Genomic DNA, 12,776 nt, shown 5'->3' with positions numbered 1-12,776 from the left:
AAGAATTGTTTTATAAAAAACAAATCATGCACAAATATGATTTTCTGTCAACTTAATTTAGATGCGTTTACCCTGGCGGTAAAAGTGTTGTAGGATGGCGATTTGCCGTCGATGCTTTAGCTGCCAATATCCCAGTAGTCGGTATGGATATCTCAGCAGGAAGCGGCAGTACCTTTGAGACAGCAGTGAAACTGTTAGGCGACGATGGTGCGTACTACGACATCACTTCTGGCAGCTCAAATCTACTCGAAATACCCGATTTGAGGCGTTTTGACAGAGAAGAGCGATCGCGCCGACTAGACCAATGGAAAGAGTTTATCAGAAAAGCGCTGACTATTATCAGCATGGGCAAAGTCCGCGACCCAAAATTAGCGCAGCGAGTCGATGCTATTTTGCTGCTAACTCTGAAAAAATTTCTAGAAGACCCAGACATTATCGAGCGCTACAATACGGCATTTGAAAAAGGCTGGAAATCGACCGCGTGGCAAGAAATGCCAACCCTCAAAAACCTCCTAAAATTCTGCACGAAAGAGCAACTAAATCTGCAAAACTTTACCGACTTCGACCGCATTGTCATCAACCAAATTACCACTCAATGCAACGCATTACTAGCCTCACCTTTAGGGAAAGCAATTGGCAGACCGAGTACATTTTCACCCGAACCCGCTGTTAAATTTTTTGCCCTTAGCGGTCTGGGCAACGAACAAGACCAGTATTTAATGGCCATTAACGCCCACGCTGCTTGCATCCGCAACGCACTTTCTCACCCTAAAAGCCTATTTATCGGAGACGAACTTTCGATTTTGTTTAAGAAAGACGGATTTGCTGAAGTAGTAGGCGAACTCTGTGCAGTGGGTAGAAAGAATGGCATTTCAGTGCTCTTGCTAGCCCAAGATATCGACAGTATTTGCGATTGTAGTGCGGGAACTATGATTATGCAAAACATGGTGTATCGAATTACCGGAAGATTGACATCAAACGGAGCCACTTCTTGGATCAAAAAATTGGGGTATCCGGCTGAAATTATTAGCCAGAATGCCACAGAAGCTTTCCTTCCCAGAGCTGCCGACCTTTATTCCAATTGGCTAATTGAAAAAGGAGGTCGTTTCTGGCAAAGCCGATACTATCCAGGCGAAATGATATTAGCAAGTGTGGCTAACAATCAAGCTGAATTGATAGCCCGCGCCCGAGTGATGGCTCAATATCCCAATACGTTAAAAGGGCAACTGCTAGCACTCAAACAATTTGCCTCTGAATATGTACAAGCCGTTAAAGAAGGGCGTTCATTAGCTAATATTGGCAAGAATGGAGTCACTGATATCAATGGACACAAATCCCCTCAAGACCTTATTGCTAGCTAGACGGAGAAAAACCGATGAAATCACCGAAATTTCTTGTCAAACTTGCCCTCGGTATTCCTGCAATTGGGCTGAGCTTAATACTAAATTCTGTTGAAGCAAAAGCTCAAACCTCTGACAGCAATCCGACTACAACACAGCTTCCCACCTCAAACAATCCTAACAACAGCACTTTCCACCGCTCCAGCTTCACAGTTCCCAATCAACAAATAGAAAGCCAAATCCAACAATCAGCTAATAACTTCTTGAGCGACCCGAAAGAAATAGGAGGTATAGAAAACACAATTAGCGACATAACAGGCGAAATTTCAGATACCATCTCCACCATCTCCGACAGCATCTCAGGCATCTGGGACAATTTGTTAAACAAAGTCGAAAAATTTAGCAGTGAAATAGAATCAACCCTATCTTCATTCCTGGGAGAATTGAAAGTTCCAGACCTAAAAGAAGCAGTTAAAAGCATAATGGACGGCAACACCTCCGAAAGCGAAGGGACAAAACTTTCCGCTGCTTTAGAGAAAAGACCGCAAGATTCTTACAGCCTCAAAGAGAATACCGCAGAACTCGCAGAAAGAGAAAGTGCTGTCAGTGAAGCCAATAAAGCCACTCTAAGTAAAGAAGCTCAACAAAAGCAAGCTCAGATGAAAGAAATTGTCCAGCAGAACGTAGAGCAAACTAATCGCGAGAGCCAAAATTCAATCGAATTGGGTGCTGATTCAGAAGGTCAAGATGTCACACAGAACATTATGAGAAACATATCTCAACAAAGTGCGATCGCAGCTAAGCAAGCAGCCTTATCAGCAGAAAATCAAAGTGCCTTAGTTATGCAGGGCCAGCAAGCTCAAATCGATCGCAGTTTTGCCAACATTCTCAACGCTCAACAAGCTGAAGAACTCAACGAAATTAACACAGCCCAGAGACGGCAGGATGCTGCGGCGGCTACCGCTTCTTCTACTCAAGCCGGACTGTTTCAAATGCCGGGAGGCATCACCCTGGGGGCAAGCGAAGACTGAAATCACAAAAAGGAGACACCGCGATGCTGACACAACTAATCGCCCAAACTAGCACAGCAGGACAAGCCCTGGACACTCTCTCTGACGCCATAGAAGTCTCTCAAAAAACCGTCGAATCGTGGAATTTAGTTTGGTTTAACACCTTCAACACTCAAGAATCCTCTCTCTGGATTGCCTTAGTCAAACTAGGACTAATTCTGGCGGGAATATCTGTTACTTACATCGCTGTCACCAGTGGCAAAGAAATCATCGAAAAACAGTCTTGGTCAGAGCTAGTAGCCATGTTTATCTGGCCCCTCGTAATTGTAGTATTTCTCAGCAACAACGGTAAAGTCTTAGCTGAAAGCGTCAAATTCATCAAAGCTGTAGGCAGCACTCAAGTTCAAGAAATTATGAAAATTCAAGTCGGAGAAATGACCTTCAGAACGGCCCTGAGCGACGTTAACCTTACCAGTGCTGGCAAAGAAGAGATTGAGAAACTCTACAGCGAATGTCAGGGCAAAGTTGGCTCAGCTTTAGTGGAATGTTGGAACAGCAAAAAACAGCCAGCTCAACAAATCCTTCAGGCAGCCGAACAGCAAAATGGAGGACCTCTCAAAAGCTTGCAGCGATTTGTCGAAAATTTAGGCAATGTTGCCAATCTTCAGGATATAGGAAATGGCGATTTTGCAGGACAAGTTTTTAGGTCTACTGTCTTGCCCATCATTCGCTTAATTCTTAGATCAGTACAGTGGGCATTTGTCAATATTTTAGAAGCAGCATTGTTGCTAACAGCTCTATTCGGGCCGATTGCAATGGGCTTGTCGCTGCTGCCGCTGCAAGGAAAACCAATCTGGGCTTGGTTAATAGGATTTATGTCGTTATTTGGAGTGCAATTGGGCTACAACATCGTCGTTGGCTTAGTCGCCGTAGTGATTGTCAAATCTGATGCAGAGCTAGTTACAGATATCGCCTTTTTATTCTTTTTAGCTGTCTTTTCTCCCGTTCTAGCCGTGTTAATAGCCAAGGGTGGAGGAACTGCTTTGTACAGTGCGATCGCCAATAGCACCAAACAGCTTACAGATATTGCCAGTAACGCGATCGGCGTTATTGCTGGAAAACTGATCTAGGGAAGGAAATTCCGATAGCTTTTTCTTCACCGAACCGAGTTGTTACTCACTACTCAAACCCAGTTTCCCAATCCATTCCCTCCCTATCTCCCTATTCTCTATCCCCCATCTCCCCATCCCCTTCGATAATATGAAATTTCCACAATCACAACCCTTACTCCCTGAATCTAAAAACACCTTAGCCTTGTGCTTTGTCCTGCTAACAAGCTTTGTTTTCCTCCTGACAATTGCTGTTTTAGTGAATACAGTCAGTTTGAGAGCCTTATCTCAAAGAAAAGTTACCTTTGTCCAGTTAAAAGACGGAACCGCAGCCCGAATTGCAGAACAAGATGAACTGTACAGAGAGCCGAAAATTATCCAAAATTTTGTATCCAGTTGGGTAAATTTAACCTGGGCTTGGTCAGGCAAAATTCCCGGCACAAATGACCCCGACCCCGGCATTAAAGTTAAAGGTTCCCAAGTTCCTACAACTGCTTGGATGGGTTCCTTGATGATGGAATCAGAGTTTGGTAAAGCTTCTCTTGTTGAACTTGCCAAACTCGTTCCCAACACCATCTATTCAGGAAAAACCCGCTCTGGAGTCTATATCTCTCACATCTCAGAACCCAGAGAAATAAAAAGAGGAGTTTGGGAAATAGATGTAATTGCTACTCGCGTCGTGCTGGAACAAGGCATTGGAGAAAGCCGAGAACAGTTTAATCGAACTTTCACCGTCAAAGCCGTAGAAATTCCCAAATCCCCTCTCAAAGAAAACGCTAATGAATTAGAGAAGACTATTCACTCTTTGAGAGCAGCCGGATTAGAAATTTCCCGAATTGTCGAATTCAAACCATAGAAGAGGAAAGAGACATGGAAAGGGGACGAACCGGCAAGTGGGTAAATTTAAAAACCTACCGTAACAACTAAATAATTTAAACATTTAGTATGTTTCATCCCTTTGCTTGAAGTCTTCTCTCTTTGCTTTTTTATGTACAGTTAAACACAACACATTCAACTCTAAAGCCATGACTAACAAAAGAAATGGATTAACCGAAAATCCAATTAATACCACTCCTGATAATAGTACCACTACAGCCAATATGAATCATACAACTGCATCAAGTGAATATACCCCTAATAATGATGACGATAACATCAATTCCCCTATTTCCCCTTCTCCAAACCCTTCCCCTTCTGAGGATGATATTGATGAAAACTTCATTGCTAATTTCGACCCCAATGCACCCCTAACACTTGAAACTCAATATCAACTCGCTCAAGATGAGGAAAGACCACTGCCCCCGCCTGTTTCCGAAAGAGGCGTTCCTAGAGCAGTGACAATACTGCTATTGACTGGTGGAATACTATTGCTAGGACTGCTGATTTGGCAATTTATCAAGCCTAAATCACCTCGCGAACCTATCGCACAATCCACACCAAAAGAAAGCTCTTCTGGCACCATTAAAGATGAAAAACCGGAGTTGCTGGCTAAATTAGCTTACCAAGACCAACAAAAACTATTAGCCGAAAAACCGCAAAAAACCGCAAAACCCAAAACAGAACCGTCGCCCAAACCGTCAAGAACCCCACGAAATCCGCGAACTCCGCGTCTAGTCGCTACCCGGAGCGCTGCACCGCCACCTACTTCTCTACGCGAACCCCTACCCGCACCCCGAACAGTAGTGCGGACGGTAACAGTACCCGCACCCATACCTCAAAGAGTACCCTCAAGAACACCCGCACCGGCCCCCATACTCAAACCGTTAGTACCCCCACCTTTAATTCCAACTCCAACATCCGAAAAAATCGACCCGTTTGAGCGGTGGAACCAACTCGCCCAACTCGGACAAATTAGGGGAAATTTTGACCCTAACCGAATAGCGAATGCCGTGAGTGCAACACCAAGCACTCCAGCGACAACAAGTGCTACCGCCGCCGCTCTGACAAAGCCAGCTCCCACAACTGAATTCCTAACAGTCAATATCGGCAACCAAAAGTCGCCACCCTCATACGTTTCTTTCGAGCAAATCCCAGAAAAACTATATAGCCACCCAAATAACGCCAGCGGGGAAAGGCTACACCCGGAGTTTCCTTATGGAGGGGACAGCCTCGAAACCACCGACAACTCCCAAAACTCCACTAACCAATTAACTCCGAATGCCCTTTCCCCCCAAATAAGTTCCGATTCTACCGATAACCCAATCGAGACGGAGGCTCGACTGAGCGCTCGTCCAACGTCCTTGCCCGCCGATACAGAATTTCAAACCCTTTCCCCAGAAGCTGCTCCAGAGGCTTCTGCCTTAACAAATTCCCCAACCCTAGAACAAGTAAATTCCCCAGGGGCAAAAGGCATTCTCAACCGCACGCCCCAAACAGCTCAGGTTCCCCTTGGAACCACAGTCAACGGCGTAGTTTCGGTTCCCCTGTTGTGGGATGAAGGCTCAGGCAAACAGCTTTACGACAAATTTGCCGTCACCCTCACAGACAACGTAACGGCAACTGACGGCTCTATTGCTTTTCGGAAGGGCACGGTTGTCATTGCCAAAGCCAGCACCGTCAGCAAGACCAATCGCATGGTACAAGCTACTGCTGTGGCGCTCGTCTACTCTGATAGAAACGGTCAGATTAAACAGCAGCCCATTCCAGAAGGCGCAATTTTGATTGCAGGAGAGGGCGGGCGGCCGCTGATTGCTTCAAGCTACTTCGACCCAGGGAACGATATTGCCGGACAGGATATCCTCACCTCCGTGCTGTCGGGAGTTGGACGAGTCGGTCAAGTGTTCGCAGAGCCTAAAGTCAGAAGCTCTAGCAGTATTAGCGGTAGGTTTGGCAGCAGTACAACCACCGTTGAAAGTCGAGACCCCCAAATTTGGTCAGCCGTCCTCGATGGCTTTTTCAGTCCCTTGGCAAAACGGATGGAAAGCCGCTCAGATAGAGCAACTGAGGAACTTTTAAAACGCCCCAATGTAGCTGTGGTTAATAAAGGAACCCCCGTTTCTATTACTGTTAACAGCTTTCTCAACATTTACCGATAACCAAACCGTCGGTAAACGGTTAAGTCGCCCCAACGCGACTGCGATTAGTAAAGAAAATCCCCGTTTCTACTGTCAACAATTTTCTCAACCTCAACCGATAACTGCCATGACTACTCGCATCCAATCTCCAATAATGCTTTCCCTCGGAGGGCTTTTGTTCACAGCAGTGTTCGCTACTGCGAGCTACCCCGACTGTGCTTTTGCTCAATCAAGAGTAACAGGCTATCAAACTGTGGGTCGAGATATTGCCGTCAATAGTGCGATCGATATTTTAGTCTATCCCGGTCGCGCGAGTGCGATCGACTTCAGCTCAACCGATGAAGCTCTCGCCTACGTTTTAATTGCCGACCCCTCAAAAATAGTTTTCAGCACCGATGCACAGTTGGCAAGCGGCCAAGCCAAAACTGTTTTCTTGCGTCCCATTCAAGCGCTCAATTTTCCGGGAGCTACCACAGCTACCATCACTAACCTTTCAATCAAAACTGTAGATTCAAAAGGGAAACAGCGACTTTACAACTTCAACATCGTTCCTACCAACAAAGAACCAGAACACTTAGGAATTCGCATCGCTCCCGTCACCCCAAGAATGTCACCGACTGTGAACGTTGATAGAGGTCGCGCACCCACAGCATCAGATGTCGAAAAAGGATTGCTGATTGCCATTCAAAAAGGCTACACAGCAGCCAACGACCCAGTAGTCTACAGCGTGCGACAATTTTTAGCTCTAGTAAGAAACCACAATCTATCGGCGGCCGATGCTGCTGCACGAGCCGGAGTAGACTTGTCTGTGATTGTCGAACTAGCCAAAATAGTTTTTGAAGAACCAAACTAGCGCTCACACAAACCTACTCATATCTAACTCATGTTAGACAGAGTTAGGCAAGTGCATTCGTTCCGGGGTCAAGCACAGAGCGGGATAAACGGCGAGCCATCAATTTAAAATCTCAAATCTCAAATCTCAAATTGTTCCAATTACCCATTACCCATTACCAGTCAAGAGTGGTTTTAAGCACGCAACTTGGGTTAGTTGAGATGCCAATCATCTCCTTAATACTGCCCGCGCTGAGTCAGGCAGGAACCAGTTTTCCTAACCGCTCGCTCTGAGAATTTATGGCTTTTGACTGATTCAGATTCGTTTGAAACTGCGCTACTAATAGGGATTAGTCAAGCAGCATAACGAGAGTGAGCGGGGATGGTGACCCAGAAGAGGAGAACTCTTCTACGGATGGTGTTACTCCCCTCTGAAGAAGAACGTTTTTTTCCTCATTCTCCACTCCTTTGTTCAACCAATGTTCCGCCCAAAAAGCTCTGTTCAAAAAAAGTCTGCCCTCCCGCTGCGCGTTGTGCTTACAGTCCCCAACGCTCTTTTGATTTCAATCTTACTAGCTCTAACGGGGTGGCTTTCTTTTCAAACAGGGCGACAGACAATGAATGACGTAGTTGCACACCTATTGGGAGAAGCAACGAGTCGCATCTGGGACCGCCTTGACAACTACTTAAAAGAAGGGGTTGTGAAAGGAGAAGGGACTTACAATCAAATTCCAATTGGTTCGGTAAACCAACTTTCCCCAAGTCAAACAGCCGGAGTCACAATCAAACCAAATGGGGAAAGAAATGGGTCAGACTCTCCAAAAACAATATTGCCTCAACAAAAAACAAATTCTGCTTTTCCCACCCCAACCTCAACATTCAACTTGCACGATTTCCTCATTAGCCCTAACAGTCAAGCCTTTATCTTAGACCGTTCGGGGCATTTAATTGCTCGGAACGAGGTAACTGAACCAAAACCGTCTATTTCTGCTGACACCCAGCAGCGAGAAAGCGCCCAAGCTCTGCAACAAAAAGTAATCCAGCTTTCAACAGAGTATTTGCTTAAACATTATGGCAGCCTCGCTGCTATTAACAGCAGCCAAAATCTTAACTTTACTGCCAGCAACTCACTATACTTGCTACAAGTCAGACCTTTTAAAAACCCGAAAGGCTTAAATTGGCTGATTGTGGCAGTTGTACCCGAAACCGACTTCACCCAAAAAGTTCAGGCCAACACCCGCAACACTATTTTGCTCGTGCTGCTGGCTTTGGTTCTTTCTATCTGCCTTTTGCTGTCCATTTCCCTAAGAATAGAACACCGGCTGCAGCAGTTAATTTCGGCAACAGAGGCGATAGCTGGTGGCGACTTCGACTCAACAGTTTTAGGTAGCGGTGTTGCCGAACTCGAAGCCCTAGCCTGTGCTTTCGAGCGCATGAATTGCCAGTTAAAAGCATCTCGCCAGCGGTTAGAAGAATATTCTGGCGATTTAAAGCGGCAAGTTGCACAGAAAACAAAGGAACTAAAACAAGCTAAAATTGCAGCCGAAAGTGCCAATCGCGCTAAAAGTACCTTTCTGGCCAATATGAGCCACGAATTGAGAACGCCTCTGAATGCGATTATCGGCTTTGCCCACCTTCTTGTCCGCTCCAAACAAACTGCCCCGGAACAGCAGCCGAGTTTAAATATTATCAATCGCAACGGCGAGCATTTGTTGAAACTAATCAACGATATTTTGTCGCTGTCCAAAATTGAAGCAGGTCAAATCACCCTCGAAGAAACTGCTGTTGACTTGTACAGTTTGCTCGATGACTTAAAACTTTTATTTCAGCTCAAAACTCAGTCGTCGGGCTTGCAACTTGTTTTTGAACGCAGTTCTGATGTGCCGCAATACATCCGAACTGATGAAAGCAAGCTGCGTCAAGTTTTGATTAATTTGTTAGGTAATGCTGTTAAATTTACTGAGGCGGGTAGGGTGAAGCTGACTGTAAAATGCCTTCAGCCGCTGGCAAAAAAACCGTTACCCAAATTCTTTCTCCAGTTCTCAGTGAAGGATACAGGTCCTGGTATTGCGCCTGACGAGCTTAGCAGTTTGTTCAAGCCGTTCGTGCAAACAGCAACTGGCAGGAAATCACAAACGGGAACGGGCTTGGGATTGCCCATCAGCCGCTCTTTCGTCAAGCTGATGGGTGGCGATATCAAGGTCAAAAGTTCTGTGGGGAAAGGAACGGTTTTCAGTTTTTACATTAAAGTGAGTCGTGCAACACAGAGCGAAGTCCGTGACATCCAGCCTCAAAAACAAGTGAATGGACTGGCACCCAACCAACAAAATTATCGCATTCTGGTAGCGGACGATGAGTCTGCAAATCGGTTGCTACTAACTCAGATATTGAAGTCAGCCGGCTTTCTTTTGTGGTTTGCGGATAACGGAACTGAGGCTGTTAAATTGTGGCAAAAGTACAAGCCGGATTTAATTTGGATGGATTTGAAAATGCCGCTTTTAGACGGCTTTCAAGCTGCTCGAAAAATTCGTTCTCTGCCTGACGGCTCCCATACAAAAATTATTGCTTTGAGCGCTAATGCGTTTGTTGAAACCAAGAAACTCGCTTTGTCGAATGGCTTCGATGACTTTGTTGCCAAACCGTTCCGAGAAACAGTAATTTTTGAGAAGATGGCGCTTCATTTGGGTGTTCGCTATATCTATGAAGAGGAGTCGCCGAGGAAGTCCGAACGGGATGAGCCTGTTATGCAACTGACTCCTGAGTCGCTATCTGTGTTGCCGAGGGAGTCGATTAAGAAGCTTTATAAAGCCGCCGCTTGTGGAGACGAGCAAGCGGTAAGGCAGTTAATTGAGCGAATTCCTCGCTCCCAGAAACAAATTGCTGGGGCTTTGACCAAGTTAGTGGAAAATATGAGTTTAGATATTATCAGCGATTTGACTCAAAATTGCATTTCGGCCGATTGTACTATCGCAAAATCCCAAGACTGCGATCAAAGTTAACTCGGTTTTTAGATTCGTACCTCATATATCAATATATGAAGTTCAACCTTAGTCTATCGCCAAATCCCAAGACTATTCTCAAAGTTAACTCGGTTTTGAGAATCGTACCTCATATATCGATATATGACGTTCACCGAGTGCATTTCGGTAGATTAGGCGAGCTCACCATCCCACGATTGCGCTCAAAGTTAACTCTGTGTTTACAACCCGTACCTCAGATATCGATATATGACGTTCGGCAGATTGTACGATCACCAAATCCCAAGACTGCGAGCAAAATCAACTCTGCGGTGAGAGTGTGTACCTCAGATATCGATATATGACGTTCGGCAGATTGTACGATCACCAAATCCCAAGACTGCGAGCAAAGTTAACTCGGTTTTTAGAGTTCGTACCTCAGATATTGATATATGACGTTCAGTAGATCGCAAAGCATTAGGACGATTTTGTTCAGAGCAGCACGATTTGACAGAGCAATGCCGAGCAGAGGTACAGCCGATAATCTGCTAACAACTCACGCTCACTTGATTGTTTACTCCCTGCTATCGGCTGTACCTGTCTGTACGTAACGACAGATGCGGGTTCGATCCGCAGTAGCAAGTCAGCGGATTTGGTCTGGGTGGAATGTGGCAGCGGGTCGAGCAGATTAGCGCTCAGTTGGAGATTCAGAGCGAGCTCTTATCGGGAACAAAGGTTATTATTGGTCATATCTGTTGGGAACATCCGTTCGTAAAAACCTACCAAAATCGGGACAAAGCTATGAATAGCTTCCTGGCTTAACGAACGCGATCTAAATATAAAATTAGAGCGACGGAGTGAAAGGTGCAACTATTATGTCTTATAGCGAATTTTCCCTAGATGATATTAAGCATAAACTCGGCTTAACAATTAGAGAAGTATCTGAAGTCTTTACGGCTGTAGAACCGATCGCACCCAGTCAGCTTTTAAAGGAAACCTTAGCCGAAAATATTCCCTTAGCCTTGGGAATTGACACGGAAAAAGCGCGATCGGAGATGATAGTCGCTCCGGTATTGATTGAACTCCGCAGGCGGTGCGATCGTCAAATCAGCCTCTTTTCCGGTACGGAATTTAATATTGATCGAGTCAAAGGACTGAATGGCATTTGTGACTTTATGATTAGTCATTCACCAGAACAATTATCTTTAAATGCTCCCGTGTTTACACTTGTCGAAGCCAAGAATGACAATATCAAATCGGGAATTGCCCCGTGCATTGCAGAAATGTTGGCAGCCCAGATTTTTAATATTCAAAAAGATAACAGCATTTCCTGTGTTTATGGTGCAGTGACAACAGGCAGTATCTGGAGGTTCATGAAACTAGAAGATAGGACGGTTTATATTGAAACAACAGAGCATTTTATTGAAAACATTCAACTAATTCTAGGTATTTTAAGGCAAATTGTTCAGTTGACTCGCCCAACCCTTCCGTGCCTTTGAAGTTCCCTAGTACATTGTACGATCGCACCGTCCCAAGACTGCGATCGAAGTTATAGTCATTTCAAATAAATGTGAGACAGAGGTCAGATCATGATAAAATCGCTAAAAATAGTTAATTAGAAAAAAATGGCTTACAGTCTAGACTATCGACAAAAAGTAGTTAATTATGTGGAAAATGGAGGGAGTATAACGAAAGCTGCCGCCATATTTAAGGTAGGAAGAGCAACAATTTATAGATGGTTAGGTAGGGAAGACCTTCGACCAACTATGGTCTTGCACCGTCAACGAAAGCTAGATTGGGAAGCCCTCAAAAAAGATGTTGAAAAAAATCCCGAAGCAAGATTAGTAGAAAGAGCAAGGACTTTTAGGCGTCAGACCGAGTGCCATCTGCTATGCCTTAAAAAAACTGAAAATTACCAGAAAAAAAAACAATTCCGCTATCAAGAAAGAAATCGAGAAGCCAGAATAAAATATGGAGCGAGAGCTGAGAGAATTAATTAAAATTTATGGCAGTAAAAGCATTGTATTTATTGATGAATCTGGCTTTGAGGAATTTGAAGGTTGTGTTTTTGCCTGGGCGAAAATCGGAAAAAAAGTCTTTGGTGAAAGACCCGGAAAACGGGGGAAAAGAGAAAATTTAGTAGCAGCAAGAAGAAAAGGAAAGAAGGACTTAATTGCACCAATGCTCTTTATGGGTAGTTTGAATGCAGAAGGATTTGAAGGATGGTTATCTTTATATTTGTTACCCGAGTTAACAAGTCCATCTATATTAATTATGGATAATGCACCCATTCATCGTAAGACGGTCATTAGAATATTGGTTGAGGATGCGGGTCATCAGATAATATTTTTACCAAAATACTCTCCTGACTTAAATGATATTGAGCATGATTTTAGTGGATTAAAGAGAGCTAAAATGTATGCGTCTCCTGGCACATCTCTTGATGAAATTATTCGTGCTTATTGTGCAGAAAGAGTGTCTCATACTTATTTGAAATGACTATAACTCGGCAGTT

At 44.6% G+C, this 12,776-nt stretch carries 10 protein-coding genes; all 10 read left to right on the top strand.

The features are described from left to right. Window positions 1-143 precede the first annotated feature (143 nt). The 10 genes from QUB51_RS26015 (at window position 144) to QUB51_RS25965 (ending at window position 12,760) form a co-directional block, all read left to right on the top strand. Window positions 144-1,361 carry a hypothetical protein gene (locus tag QUB51_RS26015; protein WP_333263856.1) on the top strand — a complete coding sequence of 406 codons (1,218 nt, stop codon included), beginning with the start codon at window positions 144-146 and terminating at the stop codon, window positions 1,359-1,361. A 14-nt stretch (window positions 1,362-1,375) separates the two neighbouring features. After that, window positions 1,376-2,371, top strand: a complete 996-nt coding sequence (locus tag QUB51_RS26010) for a hypothetical protein (RefSeq protein ID WP_333263853.1) — start codon at window positions 1,376-1,378, stop codon at window positions 2,369-2,371. Window positions 2,372-2,394: 23 nt separating this feature from the next. Further along, window positions 2,395-3,480: a hypothetical protein gene (locus QUB51_RS26005; protein WP_333263850.1), complete on the top strand. Its 1,086-nt coding sequence runs from the start codon at window positions 2,395-2,397 to the stop codon at window positions 3,478-3,480. 130 nt (window positions 3,481-3,610) lie between these two features. After that, window positions 3,611-4,315, top strand: a complete 705-nt coding sequence (locus tag QUB51_RS26000; RefSeq protein ID WP_333263847.1) for a hypothetical protein — start codon at window positions 3,611-3,613, stop codon at window positions 4,313-4,315. 169 nt (window positions 4,316-4,484) lie between these two features. Continuing rightward, window positions 4,485-6,494 (top strand): hypothetical protein, encoded by a 2,010-nt coding sequence (locus QUB51_RS25995; RefSeq protein ID WP_333263843.1) that lies wholly within the window; start codon window positions 4,485-4,487, stop codon window positions 6,492-6,494. 106 nt (window positions 6,495-6,600) lie between these two features. Next, complete coding sequence (locus QUB51_RS25990; RefSeq protein WP_333058098.1) at window positions 6,601-7,326, top strand: hypothetical protein; 726 nt, start codon at window positions 6,601-6,603, stop codon at window positions 7,324-7,326. Window positions 7,327-7,921: 595 nt separating this feature from the next. Continuing rightward, the gene (locus QUB51_RS25985; protein ID WP_333263838.1) at window positions 7,922-10,303 is read left to right on the top strand and encodes an ATP-binding protein; all 2,382 of its coding nucleotides are present in this window, start codon (window positions 7,922-7,924) and stop codon (window positions 10,301-10,303) included. Window positions 10,304-11,136: 833 nt separating this feature from the next. Continuing rightward, a complete protein-coding gene (locus tag QUB51_RS25980; protein ID WP_333058100.1) occupies window positions 11,137-11,760 on the top strand; it encodes a hypothetical protein in 624 nt (207 codons plus the stop codon). A 126-nt stretch (window positions 11,761-11,886) separates the two neighbouring features. Then, window positions 11,887-12,261: an IS630 transposase-related protein gene (locus QUB51_RS25975; RefSeq protein ID WP_445243081.1), complete on the top strand. Its 375-nt coding sequence runs from the start codon at window positions 11,887-11,889 to the stop codon at window positions 12,259-12,261. Further along, window positions 12,233-12,760, top strand: coding sequence for a transposase (locus tag QUB51_RS25965; protein ID WP_333240872.1), 528 nt, complete (start codon window positions 12,233-12,235; stop codon window positions 12,758-12,760). Before QUB51_RS25975 ends, QUB51_RS25965 begins: the two co-directional genes overlap by 29 nt. Window positions 12,761-12,776: the final 16 nt, after the last annotated feature.

It is taken from the genome of Microcoleus sp. AT8-A3, from assembly GCF_036705675.1.
Taxonomy (GTDB): Bacteria; Cyanobacteriota; Cyanobacteriia; order Cyanobacteriales; family Microcoleaceae; genus Microcoleus.
The sequence above is the reverse complement of the archived record's forward strand: the minus strand, read 5'-3'. Positions and strand labels throughout refer to the sequence as shown.

Excerpts from the sequence above, each read along its gene's own strand:
- QUB51_RS26010 (WP_333263853.1), top strand. The coding sequence starts at position 1,376 with ATGAAATCACCGAAATTTCTTGTCAAACTTGCCCTCGGTATTCCTGCA.
- QUB51_RS26005 (WP_333263850.1), top strand. The coding sequence starts at position 2,395 with ATGCTGACACAACTAATCGCCCAAACTAGCACAGCAGGACAAGCCCTG.
- QUB51_RS25965 (WP_333240872.1), top strand. The coding sequence starts at position 12,233 with ATGGAGCGAGAGCTGAGAGAATTAATTAAAATTTATGGCAGTAAAAGC.
- QUB51_RS25990 (WP_333058098.1), top strand. The coding sequence starts at position 6,601 with ATGACTACTCGCATCCAATCTCCAATAATGCTTTCCCTCGGAGGGCTT.
- QUB51_RS25985 (WP_333263838.1), top strand. The coding sequence starts at position 7,922 with ATGAATGACGTAGTTGCACACCTATTGGGAGAAGCAACGAGTCGCATC.
- QUB51_RS25980 (WP_333058100.1), top strand. The coding sequence starts at position 11,137 with ATGTCTTATAGCGAATTTTCCCTAGATGATATTAAGCATAAACTCGGC.
- QUB51_RS25995 (WP_333263843.1), top strand. The coding sequence starts at position 4,485 with ATGACTAACAAAAGAAATGGATTAACCGAAAATCCAATTAATACCACT.
- QUB51_RS25975 (WP_445243081.1), top strand. The coding sequence starts at position 11,887 with ATGGCTTACAGTCTAGACTATCGACAAAAAGTAGTTAATTATGTGGAA.
- QUB51_RS26000 (WP_333263847.1), top strand. The coding sequence starts at position 3,611 with ATGAAATTTCCACAATCACAACCCTTACTCCCTGAATCTAAAAACACC.
- QUB51_RS26015 (WP_333263856.1), top strand. The coding sequence starts at position 144 with ATGGATATCTCAGCAGGAAGCGGCAGTACCTTTGAGACAGCAGTGAAA.